At 65.2% G+C, this 17,462-nt stretch carries 20 protein-coding genes and 1 pseudogene; 9 read left to right on the forward strand and 12 right to left on the reverse strand.

The window, feature by feature from the left end:
• Window positions 1–45: 45 nt before the first annotated feature.
• Both C3E79_RS03920 and glpX read right to left on the reverse strand, forming a co-directional pair.
• Window positions 46–1,446 carry a class II fumarate hydratase gene (locus tag C3E79_RS03920; protein ID WP_108403738.1) on the reverse strand — a complete coding sequence of 467 codons (1,401 nt, stop codon included), beginning with the start codon at window positions 1,444–1,446 and terminating at the stop codon, window positions 46–48.
• A gap of 38 nt (window positions 1,447–1,484) precedes the next feature.
• On the reverse strand, window positions 1,485–2,501 hold the full coding sequence (gene glpX / locus C3E79_RS03925; RefSeq protein WP_108403739.1) for a class II fructose-bisphosphatase: 1,017 nt from the start codon (window positions 2,499–2,501) through the stop codon (window positions 1,485–1,487).
• Window positions 2,502–2,618: 117 nt separating this feature from the next.
• Between glpX and C3E79_RS03930 the strand changes: the two genes are divergently transcribed.
• A complete protein-coding gene (locus C3E79_RS03930; RefSeq protein ID WP_108403741.1) occupies window positions 2,619–3,161 on the forward strand; it encodes a DUF4245 domain-containing protein in 543 nt (180 codons plus the stop codon).
• On the opposite strand, the gene C3E79_RS03935 is transcribed toward C3E79_RS03930, so the two are convergent.
• Window positions 3,158–3,418, reverse strand: coding sequence for an exodeoxyribonuclease VII small subunit (locus tag C3E79_RS03935; RefSeq protein WP_108403742.1), 261 nt, complete (start codon window positions 3,416–3,418; stop codon window positions 3,158–3,160). The two genes, C3E79_RS03930 and C3E79_RS03935, sit on opposite strands and share 4 nt — an antisense overlap.
• Before the next feature lie 25 nt (window positions 3,419–3,443).
• A complete protein-coding gene (gene xseA / locus C3E79_RS03940; RefSeq protein ID WP_108403744.1) occupies window positions 3,444–4,685 on the reverse strand; it encodes an exodeoxyribonuclease VII large subunit in 1,242 nt (413 codons plus the stop codon).
• A 95-nt stretch (window positions 4,686–4,780) separates the two neighbouring features.
• Between xseA and C3E79_RS03945 the strand changes: the two genes are divergently transcribed.
• Complete coding sequence (locus C3E79_RS03945) at window positions 4,781–5,734, forward strand: 4-hydroxy-3-methylbut-2-enyl diphosphate reductase (protein WP_108403745.1); 954 nt, start codon at window positions 4,781–4,783, stop codon at window positions 5,732–5,734.
• Here the strand turns inward: C3E79_RS03945 and C3E79_RS03950 are convergent.
• Genes C3E79_RS03950 through C3E79_RS03960 form a run of 3 tightly spaced genes read right to left on the reverse strand, consistent with a single transcriptional unit; the run spans window position 5,731 to window position 8,752 of the window.
• Window positions 5,731–6,264 carry a DUF6542 domain-containing protein gene (locus C3E79_RS03950; protein WP_108403747.1) on the reverse strand — a complete coding sequence of 178 codons (534 nt, stop codon included), beginning with the start codon at window positions 6,262–6,264 and terminating at the stop codon, window positions 5,731–5,733. The two genes, C3E79_RS03945 and C3E79_RS03950, sit on opposite strands and share 4 nt — an antisense overlap.
• A gap of 5 nt (window positions 6,265–6,269) precedes the next feature.
• Window positions 6,270–7,307 (reverse strand): DNA recombination protein RmuC, encoded by a 1,038-nt coding sequence (locus tag C3E79_RS03955; RefSeq protein WP_108403749.1) that lies wholly within the window; start codon window positions 7,305–7,307, stop codon window positions 6,270–6,272.
• Between the two features lie 47 nt (window positions 7,308–7,354).
• Window positions 7,355–8,752 (reverse strand): AI-2E family transporter, encoded by a 1,398-nt coding sequence (locus C3E79_RS03960; protein WP_412778861.1) that lies wholly within the window; start codon window positions 8,750–8,752, stop codon window positions 7,355–7,357.
• A gap of 60 nt (window positions 8,753–8,812) precedes the next feature.
• Between C3E79_RS03960 and ychF the strand changes: the two genes are divergently transcribed.
• From ychF to C3E79_RS11590, 7 genes and pseudogenes are all read left to right on the forward strand, one after another.
• Entirely contained in the window at window positions 8,813–9,898 is a 1,086-nt protein-coding gene (ychF, locus tag C3E79_RS03965; protein ID WP_108403753.1) for a redox-regulated ATPase YchF, read from the forward strand.
• 242 nt (window positions 9,899–10,140) lie between these two features.
• Window positions 10,141–10,695 (forward strand): TIR domain-containing protein, encoded by a 555-nt coding sequence (locus tag C3E79_RS03970; protein WP_108403756.1) that lies wholly within the window; start codon window positions 10,141–10,143, stop codon window positions 10,693–10,695.
• A complete protein-coding gene (locus C3E79_RS03975) occupies window positions 10,695–11,585 on the forward strand; it encodes a DUF4231 domain-containing protein (protein WP_108403757.1) in 891 nt (296 codons plus the stop codon). The genes C3E79_RS03970 and C3E79_RS03975 overlap by 1 nt, the downstream gene beginning before the upstream one ends.
• Window positions 11,586–11,848: 263 nt before the next feature.
• The gene (locus tag C3E79_RS03980; protein ID WP_108403758.1) at window positions 11,849–12,094 is read left to right on the forward strand and encodes a type II toxin-antitoxin system Phd/YefM family antitoxin; all 246 of its coding nucleotides are present in this window, start codon (window positions 11,849–11,851) and stop codon (window positions 12,092–12,094) included.
• Between the two features lie 9 nt (window positions 12,095–12,103).
• Entirely contained in the window at window positions 12,104–12,361 is a 258-nt protein-coding gene (locus C3E79_RS03985) for a type II toxin-antitoxin system RelE family toxin (RefSeq protein ID WP_108403759.1), read from the forward strand.
• 228 nt (window positions 12,362–12,589) lie between these two features.
• Complete coding sequence (locus C3E79_RS03990; RefSeq protein ID WP_235840648.1) at window positions 12,590–12,760, forward strand: type II toxin-antitoxin system RelE/ParE family toxin; 171 nt, start codon at window positions 12,590–12,592, stop codon at window positions 12,758–12,760.
• 34 nt (window positions 12,761–12,794) lie between these two features.
• Window positions 12,795–12,938 (forward strand): annotated as a pseudogene (locus tag C3E79_RS11590) (helix-turn-helix domain-containing protein); the annotation flags it as partial.
• Window positions 12,939–13,001: 63 nt separating this feature from the next.
• Here C3E79_RS11590 and C3E79_RS04000 read toward each other — a convergent pair.
• The 5 genes from C3E79_RS04000 to pgsB all read right to left on the reverse strand — a co-directional run bounded on the left by C3E79_RS04000 (window position 13,002) and on the right by pgsB (window position 17,248).
• Window positions 13,002–13,592, reverse strand: a complete 591-nt coding sequence (locus tag C3E79_RS04000) for a putative glycolipid-binding domain-containing protein (protein WP_108403760.1) — start codon at window positions 13,590–13,592, stop codon at window positions 13,002–13,004.
• Window positions 13,593–13,790: 198 nt separating this feature from the next.
• The gene (locus C3E79_RS04005; protein WP_108403761.1) at window positions 13,791–14,216 is read right to left on the reverse strand and encodes a hypothetical protein; all 426 of its coding nucleotides are present in this window, start codon (window positions 14,214–14,216) and stop codon (window positions 13,791–13,793) included.
• 15 nt (window positions 14,217–14,231) lie between these two features.
• On the reverse strand, window positions 14,232–15,002 hold the full coding sequence (locus C3E79_RS04010) for a hypothetical protein (RefSeq protein WP_108403762.1): 771 nt from the start codon (window positions 15,000–15,002) through the stop codon (window positions 14,232–14,234).
• Window positions 15,003–15,014: 12 nt separating this feature from the next.
• Window positions 15,015–16,016, reverse strand: a complete 1,002-nt coding sequence (locus C3E79_RS04015) for a poly-gamma-glutamate biosynthesis protein PgsC/CapC (RefSeq protein ID WP_108403763.1) — start codon at window positions 16,014–16,016, stop codon at window positions 15,015–15,017.
• Window positions 16,013–17,248: a poly-gamma-glutamate synthase PgsB gene (gene pgsB / locus C3E79_RS04020; RefSeq protein ID WP_108403764.1), complete on the reverse strand. Its 1,236-nt coding sequence runs from the start codon at window positions 17,246–17,248 to the stop codon at window positions 16,013–16,015. The genes C3E79_RS04015 and pgsB overlap by 4 nt, the downstream gene beginning before the upstream one ends.
• Window positions 17,249–17,462: the final 214 nt, after the last annotated feature.

Raw genomic sequence — 17,462 nt, forward strand, 5'->3', positions numbered from 1 at the left:
GCGCGGAGAAGATGACCCCGACCCGGGGAGCCTTGGCCCCTTCCACTAGTTGCGGTCGGTGTTAGCCATCGAGAGCACGTCGAGGCGGCGATCGAGCTCGTCTTCAGTGAGCTTCTCGCCGTCGACGAAGCCCAGGGTGATGACGGTCTCGCGGATCGTCTTGCCCTCCTTGAGCGCGGTCTTGGCCACCTTGGCGGCGTTTTCGTAGCCAATCGCCGAGTTCAGCGGGGTGACGATGGACGGCGAGGACTCCGCCAGGGTCTGCATGCGCTCGATGTTCGGCTCGATGCCGTCGACAAGCTTGGTGGCGAATTGGCGGGCCGTGTTCGCCAGCAGACGGGCGGACTCGAGCACGTTGCGGGCCATGACGGGGATGAACACGTTGAGCTCGAACTGGCCCTGCGTTCCGGCGAAGGCGACGGCGGCGTCGTTGCCGATGACCTGGGCGGAGACCTGCGTTGCGGTCTCGCACAGCACGGGGTTGACCTTGCCCGGCATGATGGAGGAGCCCGGCTGGAGGTCCGGCAGGTGGATCTCCGCGAAGCCGGCGAGCGGGCCGGAGCCCATGAGCCGGATGTCGTTGGCGATCTTGTAGAACGACACCGCCACCGAGCGCATCGCGCCGGAGAACTCGACGAGGCTGTCGCGGTTGGCCTGGGCCTCGAAGTGGTTGGCCGCCTCGGAGAGCTGCTCAACACCGGTGAGCTTGACCAGCTCCGCGGTGACGCGCGCACCGAAGTCAGCCGGGGTGTTAATCCCGGTGCCCACCGCGGTGCCGCCGATCGCGAGCTCGCCGAGGTGGCGCAGGCTCGCCTCGACGCGCTCGATGCCGAGCTCGATCTGGCGGGCATAGCCGGAGAACTCCTGTCCCAGGGTCACCGGGGTGGCGTCCATCAGGTGGGTGCGCCCGGACTTGACCACGGTGTGCCACTCCTTCGCCTTCGCGGCGAGCGAGTCGTGGAGCACGCGCAGGCCCGGGATGAGGTCAGAGACGGCGGCCTCGGTGGCGGCGACGTGGGTCGCGGTGGGGAAGGTGTCGTTGGAGGACTGGCCCATGTTGACGTCGTCGTTCGGGTGGACCTCAACCCCGCGAGCCTTGGCGATGGAGGCGATGACCTCGTTCGTGTTCATGTTCGACGAGGTGCCCGAGCCGGTCTGGAAGACGTCGATCGGGAACTGGTCGTCGTGCTTGCCCTCGGCGATCTCGTGCGCGGCCGCGATGATCGCGTCGGCCTTGTCGGCCGGGAGGTTTCCCATATCCTTGTTCACCTGCGCGCAGGCGGCCTTGAGCAGGCCGAGCGCGCGGATCTGCTGGGACTCCAGGCCGCGGCCGGAGATGGGGAAGTTCTCCACCGCGCGCTGAGTCTGTGCGCGCCACAGCGCGTCCACGGGGACCTTGACCTCGCCCATGGTGTCGTGCTCGATGCGGTATTCCTGTTCAGCCATGTCTCTCTCCTAAAAATCTTGGGTGCTTACTGCTACTGCTATTCCGTCGGGTCAGAGTAGTCGACGACGGAGAACTCCTGCAGCTTCGACAGCTGGTGGATGGACTCCACGAAGCGCACCGTGCCGGAGGTGCCTCGCATCACCAGAGAGCGGGTCGTCGCGCCGTTCTTGCGGTAGGACACCCCGCGCAGCATGTCGCCGTTGGTCACGCCCGTCGCGGCGAAGTAGCAGTTGTCGGTGGAGACCAGGTCGTCGATGGTGAGCACCCGGTCGAGGTCGTGCCCGGCGGCGAGGACGCGCTCGCGTTCCTCGTCGCTCTGCGGGGCCAGCTGGCCCTGGATCTCGCCGCCGAGGCACTTCAGGGCGCACGCGGCGATGACGCCCTCAGGAGTGCCGCCGATGCCCATCATGATGTCGATCGAGTTCGTGTCCTGCGCCGCGGAGATCGCGCCGGCGACGTCGCCGTCCATGATGAAGCGAACCTTCGCGCCCGCCGCGCGGATGTCCTCGACGAGCCCAGCGTGGCGGGGGCGATCGAGCACCACCACGGTGACCTCTGCAGGCTTGATGCCCTTGGCCGCCGCGACAGAGCGGACGTTGTCCGCCACCGACGCAGTGATGTCGATCTTGCCCACGGCATCGGCGCCGACGGCGATCTTGTTCATGTAGAACGCATCCTTGGGGTTATACATCGCCCCGCGCTCGGCTGCGGCGATGACGGAAATGGCGTTCGGGCGGCCCTCCGCCATGAGGCGGGTGCCGTCGACCGGGTCGACCGCGAGGTCAACCTTCGCGCCCTCGCCGTTGCCGACCTTCTCGCCGTTGTAGAGCATGGGGGCTTCGTCCTTTTCGCCCTCGCCGATGATGATGACGCCGTCCATGGTGACGGAGTTGATCATTTTGCGCATCGCGTCCACGGCTGCGCCGTCGCCCTCGTTCTTCTTGCCGCGGCCAACCCAGCGGCCGGAGGCAAGCGCCGCCGCCTCAGTCACTCGCACCAGCTCGAGGGCGAGGTTGCGGTCCGGGTATTGGGTGGGGACGGTCTGGTCAGACATGGGTGGCAGCCTCCTGAGCTACATAAGTGGGGCAATATCGCCTCCCCATTGTGTCACTTGTGGCCGCGCATCCGGCTTATTGTTCCTCATTCGGGGGTACGTGCCATACTTAAGCTCGTGGCAGGCGAGAACAAACCCCGCATCTTTACCGACGGGCGCGACATGCTTATCAACGTCGCGCTCATCATCGTGGCCATGCTCGCCGTCGTCGGGTTTACGGGACTGTGCTCCTTCAACCCCGGTGCCCCTGAGCAGGGGCCGGTCCAAGAGGTCGACGCCCGAGCCTTTATCGACCTCGAGTCGCGCGCCGTCGATTTTCCCGTGCGCTACCCCGAGGTCCCCGCAGAGTGGGTGGCCAACTCCGCGCGTCGCACGATGGTCGGGGGAGCGCCGGCGCCGGTCATCGGGTGGGTCACCCCCGCGGGCAGCTACCTCCAGCTCACCCAGACGGCGGCTTCGCTTGACGACGCCATCTCCGCCGTCGACCCCACCCCGCGCGAGCTGGCCCGCACGGAGGCCATCTCGGGCCACGATGCCGAGGTCTATGCAGCGCCCGGCGTCCGCGACATCTGGGCGGTCGACGCGGGGCAACGGCGGCTCGTCGCCACCGGCGCCGCCACCGACGAGGAGTTCCGCGAGCTCATCGCGGCGGCGCTCTAGCTATCGGCGGGTTGTTGCGATTGGGCGATGGCTTCCTCGACGCGCTTCGAGGCGCCGTCGAGGAGCACCTCGCACCGCTTCGCCAGTGCCTCTCCGCGCTCCCAGTACTTCAGCGACTCGTCTAGGCTCATCTGCCCGAGCTCGAGGATCTTGACCGTTTCGACGAGCTGGTCGCGGGCCTCTTCGTAGCTCAAGCTTGCTGGGTCTTCGAAGGCGTTTTCTCCCGGGTGTCCGGCGCCGAATGTGGTCTCTGCCATGGGTTTTATCCTCTCTGTCGTGGTTCTAGTCTGCCTGGTGTGTGGCAATCGATGCCGCTGTGACCGAGCCATCGGCCACGCGCATGCGCAGCTGCGAGCCCGGCGGGGCTTGCTCGATGCTCGTGACCACCTGCGCCTCTGAGCCATCGCGGGGCACAACCTGGACGACCGCGTATCCGCGGGCGAGCGTTGCCGCCGGGCCGAGGGCGGCGACCTGCGAGCGCAGGGCCGCAACGCGGGAAGATTCCTCGCGCACGAGGTAGGTGATGTCGCGGCGAATCAGTGAGCGGGCGCGGTCGAGCTCGTCGCGGCGCTGCTCCAGCGTTGCCATCGGGTTGGCCAGCGCGGGGCGGGAGCGCACCGCGCGAAGAGAGGAGCGTTCCCGCTCCACCCAGCCGCGCAGCGCGGCGCTCGTGCGCGCGCGGGCCTCGGCAATAAACGCGCGCTCCTGCGCGGCATCCGGGACCACCCGCTTGGCGGCATCCGTCGGGGTTGCAGCGCGCAAGTCGGCGACGTTGTCGAGCACCGGGTTATCGGGTTCGTGACCGATCGCGGAGACCACCGGGGTGCGCGCCGCGGCGACCGCGCGTTGCAGCGCCTCCTCGGAGAAAGGAAGGAGGTCCTCGACGGAGCCGCCGCCGCGGGCGATGATGATGACGTCGACCTCGTCGTCAGCGTCGAGGCGGCCCAGCGCCTCGACGATCGCGGGTACGGCAGTCGCGCCCTGGACCGGGGTATTGATCACGGTGAAAGACACCGCGGGCCAGCGGGACTGGGCCACCGACATGACGTCTCGCTCCGCCGCTGAGCCCTTCCCCGTGATGAGGCCGATGGTGCGTGGCAGGTAGGGCAGCGGGCGCTTGCGCGCCGGGTCACAGAGGCCCTCGGCGGCGAGCTTCTTGCGCAGCTGCTCGATGCGGGCGAGCAGCTCGCCTTCGCCGACGTGGCGGATGTCGGTGACATACATCGAGAACCTGCCCCGGCCCGGATAGAACGCGGGCTTACCCAGGACCACGACCCGGTCGCCTTCCTTGAGCGGGGTGGGCATGCTCCTGATAAGCGACGTCTCCGCGGTGAGCTCCACAGAGGCCTGCTCCTGGGTGTCGCGCAGCGTGAGGTAAGACATCCGCCACGACGGCTTCACGCCCACCTGCGTGAGCTGGCCCTCCACCCACAGCCACCCGAGGCGTTCGATCCACTGCTTCACGCTGGAATTGAGCTTGGACACCGGCCACGGATTCTCCGGCGTGCTCTTCGGTTTCGTCACCGCGTCCCCTTTCTCGATTCGCTCGGTTCAGTCTAGCGGCCCCGGCTTTTCCGGCCGCCTATTCTTTTAGACTGCTTTTGGATACTCTTGGTTCCATGACTGATCAGGCTAAAAACATCCTTCTTGCCGCGCCCCGCGGGTACTGTGCGGGGGTCGACCGGGCCGTCGAGACCGTGGAGAAGGCGCTGGAGAAGTATGGCGCGCCGGTCTACGTGCGCAAGCAGATCGTGCACAACAAATACGTCGTGGAGACGCTGGAGAAGCGCGGCGTGATCTTCGTTGAGGAAACCGATGAGGTCCCTGAAGGCGCGCACCTCGTGTTTTCCGCGCACGGCATCTCCCCGGCGGTGCGCGAATCGGCCGTGGAGCGCAACCTGTTGACGCTTGATGCGACCTGCCCTTTGGTGACGAAGGTGCACAACGAGGCCAAGCGCTTCGCTCGCGATGGCTACCACATCCTGCTCGTCGGCCACGAGGGCCACGAGGAGGTCGAGGGGACGGCCGGTGAGGCGCCCGAGGTCACACACCTTGTCGACGGCGTCGCCGGCGTCGACGCACTGCCGGACTTTGCCCCGGAGCAGAAGCTGGTGTGGCTGTCCCAGACGACGCTGTCCGTCGACGAGACGATGGAGATTGTCACCAAACTCCACGAGCGCTTCCCGCACCTAGAAAACCCGCCGAGCGATGATATTTGCTACGCCACCCAGAACCGGCAGGTGGCGGTCAAGGCGATCGCGCCGAAGTGCCAGCTTATGATCGTGGTGGGCTCGCAAAACTCCTCGAACTCGCGGCGGCTGGTTGAGGTCGCGCTCGAGGCGGGTTCACAGGAGGCCCACTTGGTCGACTACGCCGCGGAGATCCAGGAAGAGTGGCTCGAGGGCGTGGAGACCATCGGCGTGACTTCGGGGGCGTCGGTGCCGGAGATCCTCGTGCGTGAGGTGCTGGAGTTTCTCGCCGAGCGTGGCTTCGGCACCGTCGAGCAGGTCACGACCAGCACGGAGACTATCACGTTCTCCCTGCCGCGGGACCTGCGGCCGGCCCGGGTCTAGCGTTGGTCTCGCTCCACGCGGGCTAAGATTTCTTCGACGCTAAGGGTGCGCTCGCGCGTGCGGCGGTTCGAACGCGCTATGCGGCGGCGCTCCGCGCGCTCAGCGCGAGCGATGGCGGCGTTGTGGCGTCGCAGGAGGCTATAGCGCACCGCGGCGATGATGAGCGCGCCGAGGGTCGCCGCGGCGAGGACGGGGAAGAGCTGGAGGACGGGGTAGGCGATCACGAGCGCGTCCGCGCGCGAGAGCGCCGCCGAGGTTGATGCGGCGATGCCCCACCCGGTGGCCAGCGCCGCGACGACGAAGAGCAGCGGGATGAACGCCACGGTGAGAAACAGCCCGCGCGGGTTGACCAGGGTCGCGCAGGAGAGCGCGGCGATGGTGAAAAGCGCGAGGAACGGCCACGAGATCTGACCCGCGTGGACAGAGAGCAGCGCGCCCGTGAACAGGGCGGCGCCGACGATGGCGATGGAAGACACCGTGGGAATGCCCTCGAAGGCTGGGCGTTGGGCGCGGGGCAAGACGTGTGACACGTGCTCTACATTACCGCGTGGCGCGGCGCCGCGGACACGCTCTCGAGGTGCGGCGAGCCGGAGCGTCGGGGCCCGACCACGCCGAGCTGCTCGAACTTCCGCGCGGTGACCATGACCCGCGAATCGAGGGAGGCGAGCGTGGAGTTGTACGCCTCGACGGCGCGCTCGAGGGACTGGCCGATCTTGTTGTAGTGCTCGCTCATGGTGCCGAGGCGCTGATAGAGCTCTGTGCCGAGACGCTGGATTTCTTTTGCCTGGTCCGCGGCCGCCTCGTTGCGCCAACCGAGGGAGACGGTGCGCAGCAGCGCGAAAAGCGTCGTGGGGGTGGCGATGACGACGTCGCGGGCAAACGCGTAGTCGAGAAGCTCGGGGTCGATGGCAAGCCCGGCGTCGAGGAAGGGATCGGCGGGGACGAACATGACGACGAACTCCGGGGTGGGGTGGAAGGCGGCGACGTAGGCCTTGGCGGAGAGCGCATCGACGTGGGAGCGCATGAGGTGGGCGTGCCTGCGCATGTACGCCTGCTTTTCCTCCGGGTCATCGGTGTTGAGGGCGTCGAGGTAGGAGGAAAACGGCACCTTGGCATCGACGACGATGTGGCGCCCGCCGGCAAGGCGGATGATCATGTCGGGGCGGACCCTGGTGCCGTCGGCAAGAGCGGTGACTTGTACGTCGAAGTCGCAGTGCTCGACCATGCCGCCGAGTTCGACGACCCGCTGGAGCTGCACCTCGCCCCAGCGCCCGCGTGTCTGGGGCGAGCGCAGCGCGGAGATGAGCTGGTCCGTGCGGTCCGCCAGGCGGGCCGAGGTGCGGGTAATGGATTGTACCTGACTGGCCAGGGCGTTCATCGCGAGCGCCCGGTCTTCGTCTAAGTCGTCGAGCTGAGCGGCGAGCCGTTCGAGCGCCGCCGAGATCGGCTCCGCGTCAAGCGCCGGCGGGCCGACAGGGGCAGCGTGACGACGCTCATAGGCGCGGCCGACGAAGAACCCGGCGAGCGCGGTGGCGAGCAGAAGGAGGACAACGAGTCCGGGTGCAACATGCATGTCTACACCTTGCCACACGGTCCGGACACGCCCTTAACCGTATCGAACTAGTGTTCCTCTCGGGTGGTTTTCTTGCGTCGCGCGCGGGACAGCTCGCGCATGACCGCCCTCCAGCTCGTGCTCCCGCCTCTGGATCGCGCGTGGGTTTCGTCCGTGGCCACGGGGGTTTGCGCCCATGTCCTCTCGCCAATCCATTCGCGACGCTCGAAGACCGACTCGCGCTGCTCGACCTCGGCGATCTCGCGCCCCTCCGGGGTGGCAAACGTGATGGAGGCGGCCGTGCGCTCGCCGGAATGGATCGTGATCATGTCCATGATGTAGCGGAAGACCACGGCGACCATCGCGGCTGCCGGCACCGCGAGGAATGCCCCGACCAGGCCGAAGAGGCCGCCGCCGATGGTGACGGAGACGAGCACGATCACCGGGTGGAGGTCCATCGCCTTGGATTGCAGCACGGGGGAGAGCACGTTGCCCTCGAGCTGCTGGACCAAGATGACGATGGCGAGAACGATGAGGGCCTCGGTGAGACCGAGCGAGACGAGCGCGACGAGCACGGCGAGCGCGCCGGCGACGACGGCGCCGACGATCGGGATAAAACCGGCGGCGAAGGTGATCACGGCCAGGGTAAAGGCCATGGGAACCCCGACGAGCCAGACTCCGGTGCCGATGACCGCGGCGTCGACAAAAGAGACGATGGCCTGGGCGCGGATGTAGCCCGAGAGTGTCCGCCACGCCCGCGTGAGCAGCTCGGTGGCGTGCAGGCCGGTGCGCCCCCCGGTCGCCCCGCGCAGCCAGGGCAGGAAGCGGGGGCCGTCTTTCAGGAAGAAGAACGTCAACACGAGCACGACCATGAGCGTGACCATAAGGCCAGCGGCAGTCCCGATGCCGGCGAAGACACCACCGGCGATCGCTCCGGCCTGGTTTTGCAGCCAGCTCGAGAGCTGGTTGACACCGTCGTTGAGTTCGTCGGGGTCGAGGTTGAGCGGCGGGCCCTGCATCCACAGCTGGAGGCGCTGCAGGCCCTCGAGGCCCTGGATGGCCAGCACGCGCGACTGTGACGCGACGTCCGGGGCGACGAGGGAGACCAAGGCCGCGCCGAGGCCGAAGAACGCGAGCAGCGAGATGGCCGCGGCCAGGCCCCCGGGGAGGTGGAGCCTGCGCAAGGCAGAGGCCACAGGCGCGAGCACGGTGCACACAATGAGGGCGAGGATGACCGGGAGGATGCCCTCCCAAAAGGCCCCGATGAGCATCGCCAGGGCGTAGAGGAACACGCTGACGATGAGGATGCGCAGGGTAAACATTGCCGCCGACTTCAGCCAGCTGTTGAGCACGACGCCCCGGTCGACCCGTTGACGCGGGCCCGTCCCTTCTGTGGCCTCTGTGGCCCCTGTGTCCTCTGTGTTCTCTGTGTCCCCAGTGTGTTCGGGTTCTTCAGGCGTAGTCACGCGAACCATCATGCCCCATCGCGCCCAGGCGCGTCGGGGGGTGGGATAGGATTGTCTCCCGTGAGTCTTACCCTTGGAATTGTCGGCCTGCCCAACGTGGGGAAATCCACCCTCTTTAATGCCTTGACGCGTAACGACGTCCTCGCGGCGAACTACCCGTTCGCCACCATCGAGCCGAACGTCGGCCTCGTCGAGCTGCCCGACCCGCGCCTGCAGCGGCTGGCGGAGATCTTCTCCTCCGAGCGCATCCTCCCGGCGACGGTGTCTTTTGTGGATATCGCCGGCATTGTCAAGGGCGCCTCCGAGGGCGAGGGGATGGGCAATGCGTTCCTCGCCAACATCCGCGAAGCCGACGCGATCTGCCAGGTCGTGCGCGCCTTTTCCGACGACAACGTCATCCACGTCGATGGCAAGGTCGATCCCGCCAGCGACATCTCCGTGATCAACACCGAGCTCATCCTGGCGGACCTGCAAACCATTGAGAAGGCCCTGCCGCGCATGGAAAAGGAAGGCCGCAAGAACAAGGACGTCGCGGCCCAGGCCGAGGAGGCGAAGAAGGCCCAGGCTGTTCTGGAGGACGACCGAACGCTCTTCGCCGCCGCCAAGTCCGGTGAGATTGACCTCGCGCTGGTGCGCGATCTTCACCTAATGACGGCGAAGCCCTTCCTCTACGTGTTTAACTCCGACGAGGCTGTGCTGACCGACGAGGCGCGCAAGGCCGAGCTGCGCGATTTGGTGGCCCCGGCCGAGGCTGTGTTCCTCGACGCCCAGACCGAAACCGAGCTGCTCGAGCTTGACGCCGATGACGCGGCCGAACTGCTCGCGGCCGTGGGACAGGACGAGCCAGGGCTGGCGACGCTGGCCAAGGCCGGCTTTGACACGCTCGGCCTGCAGACCTACCTGACGGCGGGCCCGAAGGAGTCGCGTGCCTGGACCATCCGCAAGGGCGACACCGCACCGAAGGCGGCAGGCGTGATCCACTCTGACTTCGAGAAGGGGTTCATCAAGGCCGAGATCGTCGCCTTCGACGACTTGGATGAGCTCGGATCGATGGCCGAGGCGCGAGCCAAGGGCAAGGTGCGCATGGAGGGCAAGGACTACGTCATGGCGGATGGCGACGTCGTGGAGTTCAAGTTCAACGTCTAACGTGTAGAGGCGCTGCCGAGTCGCGCCGTGAACGTTCTGCATGAATTGGGGCTGCCCGGAGAGCGTCCGAGAGGCCCTTCGCGGTAAGTCAGAACTCCGTGCGCGACCAAGTCGGTAGAGAGGTGTGGAGACCCCTAGCTTCCGCTCGGTGCTGCCGGTGGGTCGCAGGCGATCGAAACTCTGGAGATGCGTATCCTTGGCGCAGGGGTCTGCGCCGCGGCAGGCCCAGAGGAGGAACGTTCATGGAACTGGGTCAACACACTCGACGGAAGTGTTTCATCTCCTATCACCACGATGATGAGTACGAGGTGCAACAGTTCATCCAAGACTTCGATCATGACCAAGACGTCCTCATTGCGCGGGGCATCGGCGCGAGCATGGCCGGAGACATCATCAATAGCACCAACGAGGACTACATCAAGGCGAGGATTCGCGAGAAGTACCTGCGCGATACGACCGTGACCATCGTTCTTGTGGGCAGATGCACGTGGGCTCGCAAGTTCGTGGACTGGGAGGTTGCTGCTTCATTGCGAAACACCTCAACTGCCAGCCGGAGTGGGCTGCTGGCTATCACGCTACCCTCGGCGGCTGACTACTACGACAAGAAGCTGCCTGCACGTGTGCGGGACAACATCATGGGTGCCAGTGGTGAAGATGGATACGCCCGCTGGTGGAAATATCCCAGCAGCGCCAGTAGCCTCGCGAACCTTATCGAGACAGCCTATGACGCGCGCACGTCGCGGGCCCACCTTGTTGACAACAACCGTAACCTTCGGTCCTATAATTCCTCCTGCTGATGCCTGGCCCACTGACCGAAACGGACCTGCCGGAGTTCTGGCGGAATGCTGATGCTGCATCTCAGAGCGGGCAGAAGTGGACTCTGCGGTACGAGCGCCTGCGGCTGGGAGGGAGCATTGTGGCAGCCCTTGGGGCGGCATTCTCGCTCCCCGTGGGGCGCGTAGATCTGGCGGCATCGGTGATCCTGCTTGGTTTCATGGTGGCGCTCATTGCCGAACTCGCTGCATGGGCCCACAAGCCGGCGGAACGTTGGTACGACGGTCGGGCGCTCGCTGAGTCCGCTAAGACACTGGCATGGCGATACGCTGTGGGGGCCGACCCATTCCCCGTCTCTTTGGACCAGTCTGCGGCGAAGGACCTGCTGCGCGAGCGTCTGGCCAAGATCGCTGAGGAGGCATCGGAACGAGTTACGGTCACCGCGCCTGGGCCGCTCGTAACCTCGGGGATGCAGGCCTTGCGCGACGCACCCTTTCATGCGCGTCGCGATGCCTACTTGAATGGCCGCACCAAGGACCAGCAGAGTTGGTACGCAACCAAGGCCGATGACAATCGAAAGCACGCTACGGGCTGGCGAATTGCGCTCGTGAGCGCCGAGGTGGTCGCCCTTGTGCTTGCTTCCCTGCGGGCGGTTGGAGGGTGGCGTGTGGACCTTGCAGGCCTCATGGCGGCTCTCATCGCGGCAGGGGCAGCATGGGTGGGCGTGAAACAGTTCTCGCCGCTAGCGGCTGCCTACTCTATGGCAGCGATGGAGCTGGCGATACAGACAGACAAGTTGGAGTCTGTCCCTGAGCAGGACTGGCCGAGCGTGGTTGCTGATGCCGAGGAGGCCATCAGTCGTGAGCACACAATGTGGCTAGCGTCCAGGACGGGGAAGCGGCCGAAGGTGTAGGCGGAGGATGTTGCTCAGGTGTTGACTGAGGGAGCGTCACGGCGACGTCCTGCCTGAAGGTCTCTTCGACGAAGAGAACGCATCAAGCGACCTCTGAATCCTCGCAATGACACTCTGACCAGGGCAATCACTCCCTGACGTCCTCGAGCCCCGTCATCGTTCAATGCGTGGCGATGTGGTGGAGTTCAAGTTCAACGTCTAACGTCTGGTTGTGGCCTTGCACGCCACTTGGGTACAACTTGTACAAGTTGTACGATGGTGTCATGACTTCCGTGACTTTGTCCCAGTTCCGTCGCCAGCAGAGCGACTACATTGCCGCGGCTCAGCGCGAACCCGTTGAGATCACGTCGCGTGGCGCGGGCTGCCGCGCGGTTGTCGTGTCGCCGGAATTCTACGACCGTGCGGTACGCGCACTGGAGGATCAGGCTGATATCTGCGTCGCTGCTGAAGCGCGCAACGAGAAGGGGCGCGTCTCGCACGAAGAACTCGTGCGCGAGCTCGGTCTTTGAACCTGCTAGATGTCGTACACGATCACTTATGTCCCTTCAGCAGCGAAGGCGATCCGGAAGCTCGACAGGTCGACGGCACGCCGCTTGCTGGATGCAATCGAATCGCTCGCAGGCGATCCCCGTCCTCCTGGGAGCATCCAGCTGAAGGGAGGTAGCGGTGAGTTCCGAATTCGCGTGGGAGACTACCGAGTCGTGTACGACATCCACCACGACGAACTGGTGGTACTCGTGCTCAGGGTCGGGCACCGCCGAGAGGTTTACCGCTGAAAGGGGCTCACACTTACAGGACGCATCCAACGACGAGGGAACGGCTAGCGCGGGTTCAAAAGACTACGGCGACGTCGTGGAGTTCAAGTTCAACGTGTAGCGCTATTGACGCTTCGCGTTGTGGCGGATACGGCGAAGCTATTCAGTCGTTCGCCGACAAGGACACTGAGCGGTTGCGGAATCGAGAACGGGTTCGCTCGATCAATTCTGCGGAAGCCCTGCCAACTTGTGTATTTGCAGAGGCTTCAGGAGTCGCGGAATCCTCAGGGAAACCGGACCGGGTCGTTGAAGGGCGATCGGCGGGGTCAGTACAGCATTCGAATCAACGACCTGTGGCGGATCTGTTTTCGGTGGAACGCGGCTCGGCGAGAGGGGGTCGAGATCGATGACTATCACTGACAAGCCCCTTCCGGTCCACCCGGGAGTAATCCTCATGGAGGACTTTGTCGGGAGATGGGGATAACCCGACACAAGCTCGCCGTCTTCATCGGCGTTCATCCTTGCCGGATTAACGAGATTGTGAGGGGAAAGCGCGATCACTGCGGACACGGCGCTTCCGGTGGCGAAATTTTTCGGGATCGAGCAGATCAAGCCCAGTGAAATTGTCTCGACGCAGCAGGCGGGCTGCTTTCAACCGAAGCTAGATACGTTGTGCGAGGTGAGGATAGTAAAGGACAACCCCTTCCCTGTCGACTTCCAGCTCGACGTCCACCCCGCGCGTGCCGCTCGAGTAGCGGACGGCCCCAGGGCTGATCGAGCTGTAGTACTGGTCTGAAGCAATCACCTGGAGAGAGGGAACATCAATCCAGGCCATGAGAAGTTGAGTACTGGGAACTTCCGCTTCGAGCAGACCCAGGCGACGGATCGGCATTGTATTCGTGAGGGGGCACAGGGCGAGGTCGCAGTCCAGCGCAGTTGAAAGATCAGCTGACTCGGCGATGCCGGGGGAGGGGAGACCTAGTGGCTGGATGCCCGATTCCTCGATCGCCGACGTCCACTCGCCGCCGTCGGTCCTCACAAGGTCAAGGTGTCGCCTCCATCCCTCGCCCACAACGTCGATTGCGACGCGCTGGGTAACCCAGTTCTCCACAGCGCTCAACGTCCATGCGGCACTGTACCCCTCGCCATGTTGGGTGCCGGTCGCGGATAAACCAGCATCGTGAAACCGCACCCGTGCTTCGTTTCTGATGCTTGGATTATTGATGTGCTGCCACGCGTAGGTACGCTCCATGGCGATAAGTCTATCGGCCCGCTACGATGTCGGCGCTCGTTGAAAAGTTGTCCACCCGGAAAAGTCCGCAATGCGGAGTCACGGTGTGACCACACGGGGCTTTATATTACAGAGCGCCAGCGGGCTAGGTTTCGGGCAGCGCTTACCGACGAAACCCCACATCGCGTATTTTGTCCCGCCGCGATGCGGGGATCGCGTTTAACGGATGGCCCAGGACGTCACGGTGTGGCCGTCGGCGTCGGTGAGGGCGATGCGGTTGGAGGCGTCGTCAAGATGGCGCGATCCGTGGAATGCGAAGCGGAGGCTGAGCGTCTCGCCCGCCGAGATGACCTCCGATCCCGTGATCTCGCGCAGTCGCATGTTGGTCTCAGGGTCGCGCTCGGTGAGCGTGGAGGCCACGGCGACGGCCTGCCCATCGCCGGTGGTGATGCGCAGGCGATCGGCGGAGACGGCGAAGGCGCCGTCGCCGGTCAAGGTGAGGCCGATGTAGCCCTCGCTGCCGCCGTCTTCCGCGACGGTGAGTGCCGAGGCCTCGGCGATCGTCGGGGTCGCCTGGGCGGGGGCAGGGGAGAGGAGCGCGATGGTGGCGGCGAGGATGGTGCCGACGAGTGTGGTTTTCTTCATGGGTGAGGTGTCCTTTCAGTGAAGTGATTCGAGCGCGCCTTCTAGCGCGTCGATGGTGTATCCGACGTTGAGGTCGCCGGGATTGCGCATGGATTGCGCCATTTCGACCTGCAGCGCGTCGTGCCCGCGACCCTGCATGTGCCGGGTGTCGGTGTAGGCGGCCTTGGCCGTAAATGTTTCGTTGATCTCGGCGGCGCCGCCGAAGGAGTCCTTGATTCCCTCGGCGATCTCCATGCTCGGACCGGAGTCTTTCTTCCCGGTGCCGAGCGAGATCGGCTCCGCCGCCGAGCTGTCGGCCATGCCGTGGAGGTCGATGATGATGGCCTCGTCGGGCAGGTCGTGGAGGATGCGGGTGAACTCGTCGTCGCGGTCGTCCCACTGCTCATTCCAATCGGAGACTTCTCCGGTGGTGGTGAGCACGCTGGCGCCGAGCCGCCGGGCGAGGATCTCGGCGATGGGGCCGGTGTAGCGGTCGGCGGGTTTCGGCTCGCCGTCGCGGTGGTGGTTCACGGCGTGTGGGGCGACGATGACGAGCGGCGAGGAATCGGTGCGGTCGACCCAGTGCACGGCGTCGGGTTCGCCGCGCCCGGAGCTCGCGTTCGCTGCGTATCGACGATCCCGCGCAGCCACCTCGGCGGCCGTGAACGCCCGGCCGATCCGGTCGAACGCGGAGACCGAGCCGTCTTTGGCGACCGGTGTTCCGTTTGTCAGCGCAACCACGGTCATACCCGCGCCCACCGCGAGGACGGCGAGCAGGGCGAGGAGAGTGGAGATGATCTTTCTCACCAGTTATTCTGCCTACGCGAAGAGTGTGATCGAAGTCGCCAACGTGGTGCATCCGGCGGCGGAGAGACCGAAGCCTGCCGCGGTGCGCTTGGGCCCGTACTGGACGAGGTCGTTGACGATGATGGCGGGAAGAACGGTAAACACGATGTTTTGCGGGCCGTCGAAACGAGTGCCCGCGGCGGCGTAGAGCGCGATCTCGGCGGTGATGCTGAAGGTAAAGGAGAGCATCAACAGGATGAAGAATCGGTCCTTGCCAAAGAGAGGGGTGCGGCGGGAGTACGGGATCCACACCGCGGCGACGAGCGCGACCACCACCGCAATGACCGCGAGCACGATGGGGGAGGCGAGCATGGAGCTCGCGAGCACGCCCGCGGTGACGTAGCCGGCCGTGCGCAGCTTAACGCTGCGGACCGTGGATTCCTGGATGATCACGGCGAAGATGACCGAAGCGGCGCTCAGGGCGAAATTGGTGGCGACCGTGGCCTCCCCGCGCGGTGCGAAGACTGTGTTGGACACGGACAACGGCACGAGCCAGGCGGCCGCAAGGCCGATGGCCCCGGAGAGGGGAACCATCCAGGCCAGCGGGATCAAGGTCTTGGCCACGCCCTGCTTGACCAGGGAGTTGCACAGCATCCCGGGCACGATCACGCCGACGAGCTGGAGCGGGTCATCCTCGGCGGTGCCGGGGAAGAAATAGGTGCTTGCCGCGATCCAGGCCGCGTCCAGGACGACGCCGACGGCCAAGCCGATGGCAAAGATCTGGCGCGGGCGCGGGAGGAAGACCTTCAAGATGACGAGGCGGATGAGAAGGAACGCGACAAGCGCGACGGCGATGGTGGCCAACACGTTGAGCGGGGCGTAGAGGGACGAGGCCAAGTAGCCGATCGCGAGCGTGCCGCCAATGGAGACGCGGCGGCGCCGAAAGTAGATGAAGCCGACGATGATGCCGGTGAGGAAGGACAGGTGGACGAAGTCGGTGAGGATACCGTAGTTGTCAAAGAGAGCCGAGATCACGCCACACCGACCTCAGCGCGGCTGCCCTCGACGAGGGCGGTGATGTATCGCTCCATGGCGCCCACGGCCTCGGTGTGGATGTTAACCATCCCGTAGACGGCGACGTTCTCATCCGGCTCGAAGCGCATCCGGGCGGCGTTGACGAGCTCCCGGCCGTCGGAGTCGTCGGCCTCGAGGGTGGTGACGATCTTGTCATCGGGCACGCCGAGGTCGAGCAGCTTCTTCTGCACGACCTCCTGGATCTCGCCGTAGAGCACGATGAGGTCCGAGGAATCGAGCAGCTCCTCGCAGACGAGGTCGACGAACATCGCGGCGCGGTCGGTGCGGTCCGCGCGGTTGTTCAGCGCGATGACGTGGTGGCAGTCATCCGGCAGGCCCTGCTTGACGTCGTCAAAGACCCGGACGGTGGACTCCCAGTCGTTGATGGCGAACATTGGAACCCAGTAGAGATCGGGGGCCTCAGGGTCGGCGATGCGGGTCACGCGCGTCGTCCCGGGATCGGGGGCGGCGGCGAGCATGCCGCGGGTGGCTGTCTCGGGGTCGATGCCGAGGAGGTCTGCGACGGCGAGGACCACCGCGACGTTTTCCTCGAACTGCTGGTAGTCAAACTTGTCCACGAGCGAGCGCGATAGCGCGGATTCTTCAGCGACGACGAGGCGGGCGCCCTTGGCATCGCAGTGCTCCTGAAGGATAGCCACGAGGTCGGGGTTGCGCTCTCCGGTGACGACGAAGCCGTGGTCGGGCACAGTCGAGCAGAGGGACGCGGCGATCTCCTCGACGGTGTCTCCCATGTCTTCCTGGTGGTCGAGGCGCACGTTGGTGATCACGCAGATGGGGGAGCGCAGGATGACGTCTTGGCACAGCGTCTGGTACTTGGGCTTGACGGCCATGCACTCGAAGACGGCGGCGGTGATCTCGGGGGTGACCCACTGCTTGAGGATGTCGTATTGCTCGTTGATGTTGGCGGGGCCGCTGCGCGCGATCGCGTGCTCGCCACCGGCCTGGTCGATGACGCAGGCGTAGGTGCCGGTGGTCTTGGCAATCGCGCTGTAGCCGGCGGCGCGCAAAACCCCGCCGATCATGCGGGTGACGGTCGACTTGCCGCGGATGCCGTTGACGTGGACGTTGACGTCAAGGCTGTGCAGGGTCTGCGTGTGGCGGTTCTCGCGGCGGCGAAATCCTTCCATGGCTATCGCTGCCGAGGCACCGGCAGCGGCCAGAAAAGTAAGCATGTTGTGCGCTCCAATAAAAACTTTGGAAAGAGGATGGATTATGGGCGGGCGTCATTGTGTTCGAAGCAATTGGCGCTCCTGAGACCTTAGGAGCTACGACTTGGATTCGTTGCGTCGCCGCGTATAACTTTCGGCAAAAATGGCTATCGATGCAGGTGGAAGCCATTTATGATTATCGTCACGGTACGAAAGTAGATTCGCCTTCATTGCGGGC

The sequence above is a fragment of the Corynebacterium liangguodongii genome (assembly GCF_003070865.1).
GTDB classification, from domain to species: Bacteria; Actinomycetota; Actinomycetes; order Mycobacteriales; family Mycobacteriaceae; genus Corynebacterium; species Corynebacterium liangguodongii.

Excerpts from the sequence above, each read along its gene's own strand:
- C3E79_RS03945 (WP_108403745.1), top strand. The coding sequence starts at position 4,781 with ATGACTGATCAGGCTAAAAACATCCTTCTTGCCGCGCCCCGCGGGTAC.
- C3E79_RS03920 (WP_108403738.1), bottom strand. The coding sequence starts at position 1,446 with ATGGCTGAACAGGAATACCGCATCGAGCACGACACCATGGGCGAGGTC.
- C3E79_RS03955 (WP_108403749.1), bottom strand. The coding sequence starts at position 7,307 with ATGCATGTTGCACCCGGACTCGTTGTCCTCCTTCTGCTCGCCACCGCG.
- C3E79_RS04000 (WP_108403760.1), bottom strand. The coding sequence starts at position 13,592 with ATGGAGCGTACCTACGCGTGGCAGCACATCAATAATCCAAGCATCAGA.
- C3E79_RS03975 (WP_108403757.1), top strand. The coding sequence starts at position 10,695 with ATGCCTGGCCCACTGACCGAAACGGACCTGCCGGAGTTCTGGCGGAAT.
- C3E79_RS03935 (WP_108403742.1), bottom strand. The coding sequence starts at position 3,418 with ATGGCAGAGACCACATTCGGCGCCGGACACCCGGGAGAAAACGCCTTC.
- pgsB (WP_108403764.1), bottom strand. The coding sequence starts at position 17,248 with ATGCTTACTTTTCTGGCCGCTGCCGGTGCCTCGGCAGCGATAGCCATG.
- C3E79_RS03980 (WP_108403758.1), top strand. The coding sequence starts at position 11,849 with ATGACTTCCGTGACTTTGTCCCAGTTCCGTCGCCAGCAGAGCGACTAC.
- C3E79_RS03970 (WP_108403756.1), top strand. The coding sequence starts at position 10,141 with ATGGAACTGGGTCAACACACTCGACGGAAGTGTTTCATCTCCTATCAC.
- glpX (WP_108403739.1), bottom strand. The coding sequence starts at position 2,501 with ATGTCTGACCAGACCGTCCCCACCCAATACCCGGACCGCAACCTCGCC.
- C3E79_RS03985 (WP_108403759.1), top strand. The coding sequence starts at position 12,104 with ATGTCGTACACGATCACTTATGTCCCTTCAGCAGCGAAGGCGATCCGG.
- C3E79_RS04005 (WP_108403761.1), bottom strand. The coding sequence starts at position 14,216 with ATGAAGAAAACCACACTCGTCGGCACCATCCTCGCCGCCACCATCGCG.